This window comes from Mesorhizobium sp. NZP2298 (assembly GCF_013170825.1).
Classification (GTDB): domain Bacteria; phylum Pseudomonadota; class Alphaproteobacteria; order Rhizobiales; family Rhizobiaceae; genus Mesorhizobium.
In genome coordinates this window covers 849,526-865,163 of sequence record NZ_CP033365.1, presented here as the reverse complement: position 1 = coordinate 865,163, position 15,638 = coordinate 849,526, and the positions used below count along the sequence as shown (strand labels likewise).

Annotated in this window: 15 protein-coding genes and 1 tRNA gene; 11 read left to right on the top strand and 5 right to left on the bottom strand. The window is 64.5% G+C overall.

Annotated elements, in window-relative coordinates; translation table 11 throughout:
• The first annotated feature begins 48 nt into the window (after positions 1-48).
• From mepA to EB231_RS03985, 9 genes are all read left to right on the top strand, one after another.
• The gene (mepA, locus tag EB231_RS04025; protein ID WP_172347696.1) at positions 49-1,122 is read left to right on the top strand and encodes a penicillin-insensitive murein endopeptidase; all 1,074 of its coding nucleotides are present in this window, start codon (positions 49-51) and stop codon (positions 1,120-1,122) included.
• Between the two features lie 188 nt (positions 1,123-1,310).
• Positions 1,311-2,336, top strand: a complete 1,026-nt coding sequence (locus EB231_RS04020) for a glucokinase (RefSeq protein WP_172347695.1) — start codon at positions 1,311-1,313, stop codon at positions 2,334-2,336.
• Positions 2,337-2,474: 138 nt separating this feature from the next.
• Complete coding sequence (locus EB231_RS04015; RefSeq protein ID WP_172347694.1) at positions 2,475-4,331, top strand: ABC transporter ATP-binding protein; 1,857 nt, start codon at positions 2,475-2,477, stop codon at positions 4,329-4,331.
• Positions 4,328-5,149, top strand: a complete 822-nt coding sequence (gene dapB / locus EB231_RS04010; protein ID WP_172347693.1) for a 4-hydroxy-tetrahydrodipicolinate reductase — start codon at positions 4,328-4,330, stop codon at positions 5,147-5,149. Before EB231_RS04015 ends, dapB begins: the two co-directional genes overlap by 4 nt.
• A gap of 38 nt (positions 5,150-5,187) precedes the next feature.
• Positions 5,188-5,808 carry a 2,3-bisphosphoglycerate-dependent phosphoglycerate mutase gene (locus tag EB231_RS04005; RefSeq protein ID WP_172221636.1) on the top strand — a complete coding sequence of 207 codons (621 nt, stop codon included), beginning with the start codon at positions 5,188-5,190 and terminating at the stop codon, positions 5,806-5,808.
• A 138-nt stretch (positions 5,809-5,946) separates the two neighbouring features.
• Positions 5,947-6,031: transfer RNA gene (locus EB231_RS04000), tRNA-Leu, on the top strand.
• Between the two features lie 152 nt (positions 6,032-6,183).
• A complete protein-coding gene (locus tag EB231_RS03995) occupies positions 6,184-7,878 on the top strand; it encodes an FAD-dependent oxidoreductase (RefSeq protein ID WP_172347692.1) in 1,695 nt (564 codons plus the stop codon).
• Positions 7,879-7,938: 60 nt separating this feature from the next.
• Positions 7,939-8,247 (top strand): UBP-type zinc finger domain-containing protein, encoded by a 309-nt coding sequence (locus EB231_RS03990; protein ID WP_023777710.1) that lies wholly within the window; start codon positions 7,939-7,941, stop codon positions 8,245-8,247.
• A 234-nt stretch (positions 8,248-8,481) separates the two neighbouring features.
• Positions 8,482-9,021, top strand: coding sequence for a cytochrome b (locus EB231_RS03985; protein ID WP_172347691.1), 540 nt, complete (start codon positions 8,482-8,484; stop codon positions 9,019-9,021).
• 23 nt (positions 9,022-9,044) lie between these two features.
• Here the strand turns inward: EB231_RS03985 and EB231_RS03980 are convergent, their stop codons facing one another.
• The 5 genes from EB231_RS03980 to EB231_RS03960 form a co-directional block, all read right to left on the bottom strand.
• Positions 9,045-9,338, bottom strand: a complete 294-nt coding sequence (locus EB231_RS03980; RefSeq protein ID WP_172347034.1) for a hypothetical protein — start codon at positions 9,336-9,338, stop codon at positions 9,045-9,047.
• 62 nt (positions 9,339-9,400) lie between these two features.
• Positions 9,401-9,883, bottom strand: coding sequence for a DUF2127 domain-containing protein (locus tag EB231_RS03975; protein ID WP_172347690.1), 483 nt, complete (start codon positions 9,881-9,883; stop codon positions 9,401-9,403).
• 108 nt (positions 9,884-9,991) lie between these two features.
• Positions 9,992-10,372, bottom strand: a complete 381-nt coding sequence (locus tag EB231_RS03970; protein WP_172347689.1) for a YkvA family protein — start codon at positions 10,370-10,372, stop codon at positions 9,992-9,994.
• A gap of 78 nt (positions 10,373-10,450) precedes the next feature.
• Entirely contained in the window at positions 10,451-10,630 is a 180-nt protein-coding gene (locus EB231_RS03965; protein WP_172347688.1) for a hypothetical protein, read from the bottom strand.
• 147 nt (positions 10,631-10,777) lie between these two features.
• Positions 10,778-12,802 (bottom strand): transcriptional regulator, encoded by a 2,025-nt coding sequence (locus EB231_RS03960; RefSeq protein WP_172347687.1) that lies wholly within the window; start codon positions 12,800-12,802, stop codon positions 10,778-10,780.
• A gap of 216 nt (positions 12,803-13,018) precedes the next feature.
• Between EB231_RS03960 and EB231_RS03955 the strand changes: the two genes are divergently transcribed.
• Positions 13,019-14,107: a PLP-dependent cysteine synthase family protein gene (locus EB231_RS03955; protein ID WP_172347686.1), complete on the top strand. Its 1,089-nt coding sequence runs from the start codon at positions 13,019-13,021 to the stop codon at positions 14,105-14,107.
• 13 nt (positions 14,108-14,120) lie between these two features.
• Positions 14,121-15,608, top strand: coding sequence for a pyridoxal phosphate-dependent decarboxylase family protein (locus tag EB231_RS03950; RefSeq protein WP_172347685.1), 1,488 nt, complete (start codon positions 14,121-14,123; stop codon positions 15,606-15,608).
• The last annotated feature ends 30 nt before the right edge of the window (positions 15,609-15,638 follow it).

The following is a 15,638-nucleotide window of genomic DNA, read 5'->3' as shown; positions in this document are numbered from 1 at the left end:
GTTGCGTGCTATGATTCGGGCCTGGGATTGCGGTGGGGATCCGGTTTCATGAAGACAGCGATGCGGCTCGGCAAGAAATCACTGCTGGCAGCGGTGCTCGGTTTGCTTGGTCTCGCCGTGCAGCCGGCAATGGCAGAGGAACGGGCAAAAGACCTGTTCGGCGCGGAAAAACTGCCGGCAGCGACCGCGGCGCAGTCGATCGGCTTCTATTCCAGGGGCTGTTTTGCCGGCGGCGTCGCCATTCCCATGGATGGCCCGACCTGGGAGGTGATGCGGCCGTCGCGCAACCGCCGCTGGGGCCATCCGGCGATGATCGCCGTAATCGAGAAGCTTTCACGTGACGCCGCGGCCGACGGCTGGCCAGGCTTGCTCATAGGCGACATTTCGCAGCCGCGCGGCGGTCCGATGCTGACCGGCCACGCCTCGCATCAGATCGGTCTCGACGCCGACATCTGGCTGACGCCGATGCCCAGCCGGCCGCTGTCGATCGCGCAGCGCGAATCGATGAGCGCCACCTTGATGGTCGACGAGAAGACGCATCTGGTGAAGGACGCGCTGTGGAAGCCGCAGCACGCGGCGCTTTTGAAGCGCGCCGCGAGCTACCCCGAGGTCGAGCGCATCCTGGTCAATCCGGGCATCAAGAAAAAGCTTTGCGACACCGTCAAGGGCGACCGCACCTGGCTGCGCAAGATCAGGCCGTTCTGGGGCCACGACTATCATTTCCACATGCGCATCGGCTGCCAGCCGGGCTCGCCCAACTGCAAGGCGCAGGACGCGACGCCGGACGATGACGGCTGCGGCAAGCCGCTGGCCTGGTGGTTCACGGAAGAACCGTGGCGTCCCAACAAGAACCCGGACGCGCCAAAGGCACGCGACGTGATGACGATGGCCAACCTGCCCAAGGAATGCCGCGCCGTGCTCGACGCGCCCGGTCCGGCCTCGGCCGAGGCGGCGACCTATCACGGTGGCGCCATGCCGGTCGCGGTCGCCGCGCCCGAACCGGAAGCGCCGTCGCAGCCTGCCAGCACGGCCAGTGGCGATTTGCCAAGCGCGGCAAATGCTTTCGCGGCGACGCCCAGAATGGGCGCGCCCGTTCCTCGGCCACGGCCGCCCATGAAGTGATCGCCGCTGCGCCATCGATCGGCTCAATCGGTTTAGCGGGCCGTTTTACGCGAAATAGTGGCCGTTTGGCCTCAGAACCGCACTGCGCGAGTTGCCGGGTTCGAAAACCGTTTCCCTTTTCAAACTCATACGCTAGTCAACGGAAGAACGGCGAAACGCCGTCAGAGGCGCCGGGGACGGACCAGAGCATGCCAAGCGTAAGCGATACCGACACGTCGTTGCGGTTCCCGATCCTGATCGGCGACATTGGCGGCACCAATGCGCGCTTCTCGATCGTGCTCGACGCCAATTCCGAGGCCGGCGAGCCGGCCATCGTGCAGACCGCCAACTACAACACCATCGACGAGGCGATCCAGGCGGCCGTTCTCGACCGCTCGTCGGTCCGCCCGAATTCGGCGGTCCTGGCGGTGGCTGGTCCGGTCGATGGCGACGAGATCGAGCTCACCAACTGCCCATGGGTCGTCAGGCCGAGGCAGATGTTCGCCAGTCTTGGCCTGAGCGACATCGTCGTGCTCAATGATTTCGAGGCGCAGGCGCTGGCAGTCGTGGCGCTGGGCGAAGAGCATATGGAGAAGATCGGCGGTGGCGCGCCGGAGCCCAATGCCGGTCGCGTCGTGCTCGGCCCGGGAACCGGGCTCGGCGTCGCTGGGCTGGTCTACGCGCTGCGCCACTGGATACCGGTGCCCGGCGAAGGCGGCCACATGGACATCGGCCCGCGCACGCCGCGCGATTTCGAGGTTTTTCCGCATATAGAGAAGCTCGAGGGCCGCATTTCCGGCGAGCAGATCCTGTGCGGGCGCGGCCTGGTCAACGTCTACAGGGCGGTGGCCACGGCGGACGGCAAACCGTCGCCCTTTACCACGCCGGCGGAGATCACCGGTGCCGCACTGGCCAAGACCGATCCGGTGGCGCAGGAAGCGCTGGAGACCTTCGTCACCTGCCTCGGGCGCACGGCGGGTGATCTTGCCTTGGTGTTCATGAGCCGTGGCGGCGTGTTTTTGACCGGCGGCATCGCGCAAAAGATCGTGCCGGCGCTGAAGGAAGGCAATTTCCGCGCCGCCTTCGAGGACAAGGCGCCGCACAGCGCGCTGATGCGCACCATGCCCGTCTATGTCATCACCCATCCGCTGGCGGCACTTCTGGGCCTTGCCGCCTATGCCCGAAACCCCTCCCTGTTCGGCGTCCAGACGGCGGGCCGCCGCTGGCAGGCCTGAAAGCCAGCGCGAAGCGCTCGGACCCCGCGACGAAGTTAATCAGCCGCGGGCATAGGCAAGCCGGCCTCATGACGTTAAGAGGGATGCCGAATTCGCAGCCCGATCCTACGAGGCGGAAAACCACAAAGCGCTCCTGATTTGACACTTCAAGCTCCCAAACAAAAAGTCCGGCCCGGCGAGGTCACGGCGGTGCTCCGCCGCATCCTCGCTGAAAACGGCAACGAGTATCGTTGGACCTATGTCGTTGCCGTCAGCTGCTTGCTGATTGTTTCCGGCACCACTGCCTTCACGGCGTGGATCATGGCCCCGATGATCAACCAGATCTTCTACGAACGGCGCGGCGATATGCTCGTCTGGATCTGCGCCGGTTTCATGGGAGCCTCCCTGCTGCGCGGCTTCGCCGGTTACGGCCAGGCAGTCGCGTTGGCCAAGATCGGCAACAATCTGGTCGCGCGCTACCAGAAGCGCGCCTTCGACCATCTGATGAAGCTTGGCGTCAACTTCTTCAACGATACGCGTTCCGGTCGGCTGGCGGCACAGGTCAGCGAGAATGTCGGCGGCGTTCGCGACCTGCTGTCGCTGACACTGACCTCCATCAGCCGCGACGCGGTCACGCTGGTCGCTCTCGTCGGCGTCATGATCTACCAGGATCCGGTGTTGTCGCTCAGCTCGCTGCTGATCGGGCCTCCGCTGATCTGGGCCGTCGTCTACATCACCCGCCGACTGCGGCGTATCAACCGGGAATCCGTGTTGATCAATTCTAGGCTGAACGGGTCCGTGCAGGAGGCCACGCAAGGCATCGCCATCGTCAAGGCCTTCACCTTGGAGGCCGAGCTGGCGCGCCGCATAGGCATCATGGCCGACACGGCCGAGCAGCGTAACAACAAGATTGCCCGCGTCTCGGAGCGGCTGTCGCCAATTTCCGAGATTCTGGGCGGTCTCGCCATTACCTCCGTGCTTGCCTATTCCGGCTACCGGGCGTTGGTGCTTGGGCAACCGCCGGGTGCGGTGTTTTCCTTTATCACCGCTCTGATCATGGCCTACGACCCGGCAAGACGCCTGGCGCGCACGCAGGTCGGGATGGAGCGGGCGCTGGTCAATGCGCGCATGATCTACGAGTTGCTCGACCTGGAGCCGAAACAGGGCGATGCGCCCGACGCTGTCGAGGCCAGGATCACCACCGGCGAAGTGCGCTTCGACAATGTGACGTTCGGCTACAACGCCGACATGCCGGTGCTGAGGGACCTGAGCTTTACCGCCGCGGCCGGCAAGGTCACGGCCATCGTCGGTGCGTCGGGCTCCGGCAAGTCGACGCTGGTGGCGCTCTTGCAGCGCTTCTACGACGTCGACCAGGGCAGCATCGAGGTCGATGGCCAGGACATCTCGAAGGTGACCAAGCATTCGCTGCGGCAGTCGATCGCCTATGTGGCGCAGGCGCCCTATCTGTTCGAGGGCACGATCCGCGACAACATCCGCTATGGCCGCCTGTCGGCCACGGACGCCGAGATCGAGCAGGCGGCGAAACAGGCGGCAGCCGACGAGTTCATCCGCCAGCAGCCGCAAGGTTACGATACGCCGGTCGGCGAAGGCGGCTCGACCCTTTCAGGCGGCCAGCGCCAGCGCGTCTCGATCGCCCGCGCCATCGTGCGCCAGGCACCGATCCTGCTGCTCGACGAGGCGACATCGGCACTCGACAACGAGGCGGAGGCGCGCGTCCAGGAAGCGCTGACCCATGTCATGGAAGGCCGCACGACCATCGTCATAGCGCATCGGCTGTCGACGGTGGTCAATGCTGACCACATCATCGTGCTGGAAGAGGGACGGTTGGTCGAGGAAGGCACCCATGCGACGCTGATGGCCGACCCGGACAGCATCTATTCCCGCTTCCACCGCATCCAGGGCAAGAAGGGGCTGGGGCTTGTCGATGACAGCAAGCCGATCCAAACTCCGGTCCGAGCCACGCGTGCGAAGAAGACTGCTGTGAGGAGCACATGAGCGAAGCAGGCGATATGGGCCTGGTGGTGGTGGGCGCAGCCGGCCGCATGGGCCAGACGCTGATCCGCGCCATCCATACCATTCCGGGCGCTCGCGTCATCGGCGCTGTCGAGCGCGCGGATTCGCCCTACCTGGGCAAGGATGCCGGCGAACTGGCGGGCATCGGCATTATCAATGTACCGATCAGCGACGATCCGCTGCCGGTCTTCGCCAAGGCCGACGGCGTGCTCGATTTCACCACGCCAGCCTCATCAGTCGAATTCGCCGGCTACGCGGCGCAGGCGCGCATCGTCCATGTCATCGGCACGACCGGCTGCTCGGCCGACGACAATGCCAGGATCGCAGCGGCAGCGCGCCATGGCACGATCGTCAAGTCGGGCAATATGAGCCTCGGCGTCAATCTGCTGGCGGTGCTGGTCGAACAGGCGGCGCGCGCGCTCGACGCCGACGATTTCGACATCGAGATCCTCGAAATGCACCACAAGCACAAGGTCGACGCGCCGTCGGGCACAGCATTGCTGCTCGGCGAGGCCGCTGCCACCGGGCGCGGCATCGCGCTTGCCGGCAACGACGTGCGTTCACGCGACGGCCATACGGGTGTGCGAAAGGAAGGCTCGATCGGCTTCGCCACGCTACGCGGCGGTTCGGTGGTCGGCGACCACAGTGTGATCCTGGCCGGCACCGGCGAGCGCATCACGCTGTCCCATCATGCCGAGGACCGCGCCATCTTCGCCCGCGGCGCGGTCAAGGCGGCGCTGTGGGCACGGGACAAGAAGCCGGGACTGTATTCGATGCGGGACGTGCTCGGCCTGAGCTGAGGCGGACCATCCACCTTGTAGGGATTGTAGGAGCAAATATGTCGAGAACCCTCGTGCTCGTGCGCCATGGCCAGAGCGAATGGAATCTGAAGAACCTGTTCACCGGCTGGCGCGACGTCGACCTGACCGAGCAGGGCCATGCCGAGGCCAAGGCCGCCGGGCAAAAACTCAAGGCGCGCGGGCTGAAGTTCGACATCGCCTTCACCTCGGCGCTGACGCGGGCGCAAAAGACCTGCCAGCACATTCTCGACGCGGTCGGCCAGAGCGATCTGAAGACCATCCGCGACCAGGCGCTCAACGAGCGCGACTATGGCGATCTCTCCGGCCTCAACAAGGATGATGCCCGCAAGAAATGGGGCGAGGAGCAGGTGCATGTCTGGCGCCGCTCCTACGACGTGCCGCCGCCCGGCGGCGAAAGCCTGAAGGACACCGGCGCCCGCGTCTGGCCCTACTATTTGCATGACATGCAGTCGCACGTGCTGCGCGGCGGCACCGTGCTGGTCGCCGCCCACGGCAACTCGCTGCGCGCGCTGATCATGGCGCTGGACGGCAAGTCGGGCGAGGAGATCGTCAAGCTGGAACTCGGCACCGGCGTGCCGGTCATCTACCAGCTCAATGCCGATTCGACCGTTGCGTCGAAGGAAGTGCTGGAGAGCTGAGGGTTCATGAGCCGGCAAGCGGAGGCTGAAGCTTTGCTTGGGGGTGAACTTTTGCGGAAGCCGAATCCACCTTTAGGGATCATGGTCCAAAAAGCGCGTTGACAGCCATCGCTTGCCCGCTTACATGAGCCCGCACCAGCCCAGATGGCGGAATTGGTAGACGCGCACGGTTCAGGTCCGTGTTCCGCAAGGAGTGGAGGTTCGAGTCCTCTTCTGGGCACCAAATTCCAGTTTCGAACCGTTCGATGGTTCAGAGACGCAGACAAAGAAAGCCCGGTTCGTCCGGGCTTTTTCTTTTTGGAATGGCCTCCCCTCGCGGCTAGGCACCAAACAAACCGCTTCAAACCGAGCCACGGCTTCGCTACGCTCGCATCCATGTCTCAATCCTCCACCGCAATCTTCGGCGCCCGTCGCGACCAGGCGTTTCCCACGCTGACCGAGGCTGATATCGACCACATGCGCCGGTTCGGCGAGGCCAGCTTCTATGCCGCCGGCGAGCACATCATCAAGGCCGGCGATGTCGCGCCCGGCCTGATCGTCGTGCTGTCCGGCAAGGTCGACATCACCCAGGATGGCCTCGGCCGGCGTGAAACGATCGTCACCCATGGTCCGGGCAGTTTTGTCGGAGAACTGGCGCAGCTTTCGGCGCGCCCGTCGCTGGTCAATGCCGAGGCCGCCGAACCGGTCGAGGCCTTCGTCATCCCCTCTCGGCGCGTGCGCGACCTGATGGTGCAGGAAGCCAATCTCGGCGAGCGCATCATGCGGGCGCTGATCCTGCGCCGCGTCGGGCTCCTGGAAAGCGCGACCAGCGGGCCGATCATCATTGGACCATCAGGCAATGCCGATGTCTTGCGGCTGCAAGGGTTCCTCGCCCGTAGCGGCCAGCCGCACCGCGTGCTCGATTCCGCCAGCGACCCCTGCGCGAAAACCCTGGTCGAGCGCTTCGATGTCGATCCTCACCATCTGCCGGTCGTGCTGTGCCCGAACGGCAGGCTGCTGATGAATCCCGGTGAGAAGGACCTCGCCCGCTGCATCGGCCTGCTCAGGCCGATCGATGCCGACACGCTGTATGACGTCGCCATTGTCGGCGCGGGCCCGGCGGGGCTGGCGGCGGCCGTCTATGCGGCGTCGGAAGGGCTGTCGACCATCGTGCTCGATTGCCGGGCTTTCGGCGGGCAGGCCGGCGCCTCCTCGCGCATCGAGAACTACCTCGGTTTCCCCACGGGCATCACCGGCATGGCGCTGATGGCGCGCGCCTACAACCAGGCGCAGAAATTCGGCGTCGAAATGGTGATCCCGGACGAAGCCAAGCTGCTGAGTGCCGCGGCCGATAATTCGGGCGCCCGCTACCTGCTCGATGTCGGCGACGGCGAGACCGTGCGCACGCGCACGGTGGTGATCGCCAGCGGCGCGCGCTACCGGCGCCTCGATGTCGCCAACCTGTCGCGGTTCGAGGGCACGTCGGTGCATTATTGGGCCTCGCCCATCGAAGGGCGGCTTTGCGCCGGCCAGGAGGTGGCGCTGGTCGGCGCCGGCAATTCGGCCGGGCAGGCGGCGGTCTACCTCGCCAGCCATGCGCGCAAGGTGGCGCTGCTGGCGCGCGGCGGCAGCCTCGATGCCTCGATGTCGCGCTACCTGGTCGAGCGCATCAAGGCGCAGCCGAACATCGAGGTGCTGACCGAGACCGAGATCGAGGCGCTGGAGGGCGAGGACGGCAATCTTGCCACGGTGCGCTGGCGCAACCGCGTCAGCGGGCAGCAGACGACACGCCCGATCCGCCATCTCTTCCTGTTCATCGGCGCCGATCCGAACACCGACTGGCTGGCGCAATGCAAGGTGGCGCTGGACGCCAAGGGTTTCATCCGCACCGGATCCGAGCTCGGACCGGAACGTGGTCAGATGGAGACCAGCCGCAGCGGGGTGTTTGCCATCGGCGACGTGCGTTGCGGTTCGGTCAAACGCGTCGCGGCGGCTGTCGGCGAGGGTGCCCAGGTGGTCGCGGCGCTTCATGCCTATCTCGCGCAGGACGGTAGCCACGCCGCGGAGAGCAATTTCAGGAAAAGTGTGTAACGGTTTTCCCGGGAAAAGCGCAAAAGGAATAGTTGAGCCTCAACTGGCCAGGAGAATGTGATGGCGGACGAATGCAAGCATGCGGCTGGGATCAAGGACGTCACGCCGAGCGCGCTCGGTTGCGAGGAATGCCTGAAGAGCGGCTCGTGGTGGGTGCATCTGCGACTCTGCCGCACCTGCGGCCATGTCGGCTGTTGCGACGACTCGCCCAACCGCCACGCGACGAAACATTTTCACGCCACCAGCCATCCTATCATCGAGGGCTATGATCCGCCGGAAGGCTGGGGCTGGTGCTATGTCGACGAGGTTTTTCTCGACCTCGGCGACCGCACCACGCCGCAGAACGGTCCGATCCCGCGCTTCTATTGAGGGGCGCCGAGAAATCCGAAGAAAAGCCCGGTTCATCCGGGCTTTCTTTGGATGCCGCATCGTGCATCGGATGCCCTGTTGTCAGCGAACTGACAGGTTGCCTGTTCCAGTGTCCACCGAATCACGATCATCACGGCCGGCCCGTGGACGTTCTCTTCAAGAAGGGGTTCGTCCCCGAACAAAGCTTTGAGATGATCGCGGCTAGGTTAGAAACGTTGAAAACTGGAAGCTCGCATGCACCCCACCTACACAAGCTCGCAGAAAGCCATTCACTGGGCAGTGTTCCTGCTGGTCATCGGCCTTTATGGCTTGACCTACGTCGAGGAGGTTTTTCCGCGCGGCGATCCGGGGCGGGCGCTCGTCTGGTGGCTGCATATTTCGTTCGGCTTGCTGCTTTTCGCGCTTGTCGTCATCCGTGTCGGCCTGCGGCTGACGCTGGGGACGCCCGGTCTGCCGCAGGAAATGTCACCGCTTGAACGAAGTGCGGCCAAAGTCGCGCACCTCCTGCTTTACGCTCTCCTGGTGGCGATTCCGGTGCTCGGCATCGTGCTGACCTGGTACAGGGGCGATGCCCTGAGTTTCTTCGGTCTCTTCACCATCCCGGCCCCGGTCTCGCCGGATCGTGACACGGCCCGGTTTATCAGGGAGATGCACAGCCTCTGTGCCAATTCGATCCTCATACTTGCCGGAGTGCATGCGGCGGCGGCGCTGTGGCACCATTTCATCCGCAAGGATGACGTGCTCAAGCGAATGCTGCCGGAAAGTGCGCCCTGACAGGCGCACGCCATCTTTTTCGATCAGTCCCGCTTTGGCGTCACCGGCGCTGGTGTCGGATTGTCGACGCTGTTCTCATTCACCTGGAAGGCTTTGCCCTCGACCTTCTTTTTCCTGAGGTCGTCGCTGGTCTCAGGCTGAGGCGGGCGCTTCGGATTTTCTTCTGTGTTGTCGTTGATATCGAAAGCTCTGGTCATCATGTCCTCCAGGGGGCTGTCCTGGAACACAATGTCCGACAGTGCGTGGGGTTCCGCCGGCAAGGCAAGGCGCTCCTTGCGATCAGGCGTTTGTAGCCGGATCGCAACCGCGTCTGCCATCGATCCGTCGGCCCATTTGTGCCGACGTTCAGGAAACAGGGACAAGGCCGGCAACTCAACCATCATGCCGGCTTATGGTGTCGCACGATCCTCCATTCATGCCAGATCAACACCATGACCACCGCATCGAAGACGGTCAGGACCAGCAGGCCGAATGATTGGGTGTATGAGTAGCGGTAGACTTGATAGACCATGAACAAGCCCAAAGCCGCGAGCGAGGCAGGGTAAGACCAGAACTTGCCTCTCAGAAGCCCGACCACCAAGGCAAGCTTTATCAGGCCGTGGCTAAGCAGGTAGACGGCATAAAACTCCTTGCTGGCGACCGAAAAATGGCTTGCCATCCGCGACAGATGGCCAGCTATGAAATCGTTGGGATCTTCGATCAATTCCTCCGCGGTGAGGGCGTTGACCCAGGAGGCAATGGTATCGGTGGTAACGACATAGAGCAGAATCCCGCCGATGCATTCGATCAGGGCATGCGCGCCCTTCAGCCACAGGCTGACTTCGAAGATCTGGTGGATGCGGTGTTCATCGACAAGCTTCAAGAATCCACCTCACACCAACCACGGAATCCGATGCGAACGGATGTTGCTCTAAAGACGCATTCGAGGGCGTAATCGCGCTGTTCCACGTTACAGGACGCGGCTTCAAGATCAGCCGGCGAAGTATCGATACGCCAGCCATCCCGCCAGCGCGACCGAGGCGGCCCAGATACAGGCGATGACCACCGCCGCGCTGCGGCTCACGGGCCTGTCAACGGCAAGGACGGCGGCCTCCCTGTGTTCTGCCATGACCTCGGGCGGTATCATCTTGACCACGGCAAGGATTCCCAAGGGAACCAGGATCGCATCATCAAGGTAACCAACCAAGGGGATGAAATCGGGAATCAGGTCGATTGGAGACAAGGCGTAGCCCGCGACACACACGGCAAGCGCCTTGGCGTACCACGGCGTTCGGGGATCGCGCGCGGCAAGGTAGAGCGCATGCACGTCGCGCTTGATCGCTCGGGCCCATTCGCGCAGTGCTGTAGCCATTGGATGACAGTAGCGCCAAAGGATGACGCGCCCAATAGCGCACACCCGGCGGGCTTTCGCGGCCGGCTGTTGTGCCGTCTATCGCACCGACCCGGTTACGGTGCGGTCGATATCGGGAACGGATTTGCGTTCGTTGCCGGCAAGTGCCGCTATGATCAGCAGGCTGGCGACAATCGGAACGAACAGGACGGCGACGCGGGCCTGTACATGAAGAATGGCGCGCCATTCGTTGCTGCGCTTGTCGGGGCTGTCGCTCATCATACTCACTTTGCCATGGACCCCCCGGGGAGGTCACATAGAGGTGAACGGTTAAACAACTCCTTCCGACTTCGTTAACGCGCGGATTAAAGCCCGGAGCAATTCCAGGAAAAGTGTGAACGGTTTTCCGTCCGGAACTGCTCTAAATCAGCTGAGCCCGATGCGCCTTGCGCCTTGCCGGAACAGCGCCTCGGCATCGGGGTCGAAGCGAAAGGTGCCGATGAAATCGTCGGCGCGATAATCAGGCAATGTCTTGCGGATGGCAGCGGCAAAGCCGCGCGCCTCGTCGAGTCGGCCGGCCAGCGCCAGGCAGTGCGCGGCAATCGCCAGGATGATGGTATGCGCATTGGGCCGTGCCGCCGCCTTCAGCGCCCAGTCGGCCGCCTCTTCGAACTGGCCGAGCCGGACATGCGACATGGCGCGTGACCCCAGCATGCCGAACAGCAGCGGGTCGAAGGGGCTGAGATGACGCGAATGGTCGGAGGAACTTATCGCCGCCCGCGGGTCGCCCGACTGCGAGTGGACGAAGGACAGCGCGTAATGGCCGAGCGCGAAATTCGGGCTGAGATCCACCGCCCGCCCCAGTTCGGACAGCGATCCATCCTGCTCGCCGCGCAGCCACAGCGCCCGGCCCATAGCCCAGTGCGCGGCCGGATTGTGGTCGTCGACCAGCAGGCTGTGCCCGGCGCTCTCATAGGCCAGAGCGCTTTCGCGGTCGCGGTCGCCCCAGCGCTGGAACGCATTCTGCCAGTGGGTGAACGACAGGCCGGCATAGGCGCGGGCAAAGGTTGGGTCCAGCTGCAAGGCCTTGTCAAAGAAATGCCGCGCCTGCTCGTTCTCGGCCTGGGTGAAGCGGTACATGTGCCAGAGGCCGCGATGGTAGGCCTCCCAGGCGTTGAGCGAATTGGGTGCCTTCAGCATGGCCCGGTTGCGCTCGACCGTTTCGATCTCGGCCGAGATCGACGACACGATGCTGTCGCCGATATCGTCGAGCACGGCAAAAATGTCGTCGGGCCGGCGCTCGAAAATCTCGGCCCAGACGATCCTGGCCGTGCGCACCTCGATGAGCTCGACGCTGACGATCAGCCGGCCGGCCGTGTTGCGCACCGTGCCGGTGGCGACATAGTCGACGCCAAGTTTTCTGCCGGCTTCTTCCGGCGCGATGGTCTTTTCGGCCAGCGCAAACACCGATCCGCGCGCGATGACGAAGAAATCGCGAAGTTTGGCGAGGCGGGTGATGATGTCATGGGTGAAGCCGTCGGCAAGCCCGCCGCGTGTGCCCTCGCCGGCTTCCTCGACAAACGGCATCACCGCCAGCGAGGCTTGGCTTGGCTCGACCGTGCCGGCATCCGATGGGACCGCCAATTGCGATGGCGTGGACAGGCAGGCTGGTTGCGCCTTGAGCGAGCTGCCGGACTGTTGGTCACGGATTGCCTGCCAAGCCGCGCGAAGCGGAGCGAAATCCAGCTCTTCCGATTGGAACAGGCGAGCCGCCGAAGCCAGATGCTCCTCGGCCGCGCCGATGGCGCCGCGCTCCGCCAGAGCGGACAGCAAGGCCAGATGCGCGCGCGTGTCGAACGGCGCCAGTTCGACCCATTTGTCGAGATGCATGGACATTTCGGGCGAGCCCGCCGGATGGTTTACGGCAAGCTGTTCGAGCACGGCGGCGTGGTACGCTTGGAAACGCCGGCGCTGGGCGATCAGCCAGTTATCGAAAAGCGGGCTGCGCTCGAGCTCCAGCCCGTCGAGCAAATCGCCGGCGAAGAGTTCTGACAGCGCCCGCAGCCGCTCCCTATCGAGTGTGCCGATCCCTTGCGCGGCGGCGCGGGTGACGTCCAGCGCATCGACAAGGCAGCCATCGAGATCAAGCGCCACCGTGTCGCCCCGTGTCTCGACCCGGCGCCGGTCCGGCGTGTCGAGGGCCGCGCGCAGCTTGCTCAGGTACCAGCGCAACTCGCCCCGTGGATCGTTGGGTACGTCCCATAAGAGCTCGCACAGGCGGCTGCGCCCAACCGGATGCGGCGCCAGCGCGAGATAGGCGAGCAGCGCGCGCAGCTTGCGCGATGCCGGTAGCGCTATCGGCGTCCCATCACGCAAGATTTCCAGCGGTCCGAGCAGGCGCACGGACAGGCGGGGCCTATCGCCGTCCAGCCTCGATGGTGCGGATTCCACGTCCGTTTCCACGCCTGCTCCCACGCCGGCTCGCCGGCCTTTACTGTATCACCAAACACGACACAGCGCATCCGGCGGCGAATTTCCACGCCGGGAATGGTTATTGCCGCATCGTCGGCACGTCAGTCCTAACGCGGCCATGTCTCGAAACCTCGCCGCCCAAGCCGCTGGTTTGTAACCGGCCTGTGAAGATGAACACGATCGAGGAGATCAACGATGTTGAATAAGCAGAAAATCAGGACCACGACCGGACGCGGCCGCCTGTTCGACAGCATTCTCGACACTGTCGGCGATACGCCGGTGGTGCGCATCAACAATCTCGGACCGGCCCATGCGACGATCTATGTCAAGGCCGAGTTCTTCAACCCAGGCGCCTCGGTGAAGGACAGGCTGGCGCTCAACATCATCGAGGAGGGCGAGCGCAGCGGCGCGCTGAAGCCTGGCCAGACCGTGGTCGAGGCGACCAGCGGCAACACCGGCATCGGGCTCGCCATGGTCTGTGCGCAAAAGGGCTATCCGCTGGTCGTCACCATGGCCGACAGCTTTTCCGTTGAACGCCGCAAGCTGATGCGCATGCTGGGCGCCAAGGTGGTGCTGACGCCGCGCGCCGAAAAGGGCTTCGGCATGTACAAGAAGGCGGTTGAACTGGCTGAGGCCAATGGCTGGTTCCTCGCCCGCCAGTTCGAGACGGCGGCCAATGCGGCCATCCACGAGGCGACCACGGCGCGCGAGATCGTCAATGATTTCGCCGGGTCGCGGCTCGATTGCTTCGTCACCGGCTATGGCACTGGCGGTACCGTCGTCGGCGTGGCGCGCGTGCTGCGCCGCGAGCGGCCGGACACCCGCATCGTGCTCTGCGAACCGGCCAACGCCCAACTGGTCGGCAGCGGCAAGGCGCAGCAGCGCGGCGCCCATGGCGCCCCCGCGGCCAGCCATCCGGCCTTCGAGCCGCATCCCGTCCAGGGCTGGACGCCGGACTTCATCCCCAATGTGCTGCAGGAAGCGATCGACGCCAGCCTCTATGACGAAGTGATGCCGATCGCCGGGCCCGAGGGCATCAAATGGGCCAAGGCCCTGGCGCAGAAGGAAGGCATCTTCACCGGCATTTCCGGCGGCGCTACCTTCGCCGTGGCACGGCAGGTCGCGGAGAAGGCGCCGCCCGGATCGGTGATCCTGTGCATGCTGCCCGACACCGGCGAGCGCTACATGTCGACGCCGCTGTTCGACGGCATCGAGGCAGAGATGGATGCCGACGAGATGGCGCTGTCGCGCTCGACGCCCGGCTGCCAGTTCCCGGCGGCTTGACGGGAGACTGGTCATGGATATCGCGCAGGAGACCCTCGGCATCGTGGCCGAGGAAACGCTTGACCCCGCCGACTGGGCCTCTGTCCAGGCCCTGTCGCATCAGGTCATCGACGATGCCGTCGACTATCTGCGTGATGTCAGGGACCGGCCGGCCTGGCGGGAAATGCCGGCGGATGTGAGAGAAGCCTTCGCGGCATCCCTGCCGCGATCGCCGGCGCCGCTGGCCGCTGTCTACGGCGAGGTCTCGCGCACCGTGATGTCCTACCCGATGGGCAACGTCCATCCGCGTTTCTGGGCCTGGTATATGGGGTCGAGCAACTTCACCGGTGCGCTCGGCGACTTCCTGGCGGCAATCCAGGGCTCCAACCTCGGCGGCGGCAACCACGCCGCCGGGCTGATGGACGGCCAGGTGGTCAACTGGTGCAAAGAGATGCTGGGCTTTCCCGCTTCCGCCTCCGGCACGCTGGTCAGCGGCGGCTCGATGGCCAACATCATCGGGCTGACGGTGGCGCGCAACATCAAGGCCGGCATCGACGTGCGCGAGCACGGTGTCGCGGCAATCGAAAAGCCGCTGCGCTTCTATGGCTCGGACCAGATCCACTCTTGCCATCGCAAGGCGATGGAAGCGCTTGGCCTCGGCAACCGGGCGCTGCGCCGGATCCCGACCGATGCTGGGTTGCGCATCGATATATCGGCCTTGCGAGCAGCCATATCGGAGGATCGCGCGGCGGGTTTCAAGCCGGCCTGCGTCATCGGCAATGCCGGCACGGTCAACACCGGCGCGATCGACGATCTGCGGGCGCTGGCCAAACTCGCTCATGAGGAAGACCTGTGGTTTCATGTCGACGGCTGCATCGGTGCGCTGATTGCGATTGCCCCTGAGAACGCGCATCGCGTTGCCGGCATCGAATGGGCCGATTCGGTCGCGCTCGATCCGCACAAATGGCTGCACGCGCCATTCGAGGTCGGCTGCGCCCTGGTCAGGGATGCCGTCGCGCATCGCCGGACCTTCGCGGTGACGCCGGAATATCTGGAATCGACGCCGCGCGGCCTTGCCTCCGGCGAATGGCTGCATGACTACGGCCTGCAGACGTCGCGCGGCTTTCGCGCGCTCAAGGTATGGATGGCGCTGAAGGAGCATGGCGTCGACAAATTCGGCCGCCTGATCGACCAGAACATCGCGCAGGCGCTCTATCTCGCCGAACGCATCGAAGCCGAGCCGCTGCTGGAGCTGGCGATACAGCCAACCGTCAACATCGTCTGCTTCCGCTACCAGCCTGGCGTCACGGGTGAGGCGCTGAAGGCGCTCAACACCGAGATCATGCTGCGGCTGCAGGAACAGGGCATTGCCACCCTCTCCGACACCACCGTGCATGGCGAGCACTGGCTGCGCGTGGCGATCGCCAACCATCGCACAAGGCGCGACGACCTCGACCTCCTGGTCGGTGAGACGCTGCGGCTGGGTCGGGAGATCACGGCGCAGGGGGCTTCCGGGAAATAGTCAGAAAACGCGAGCGACAGGCACGGGCGG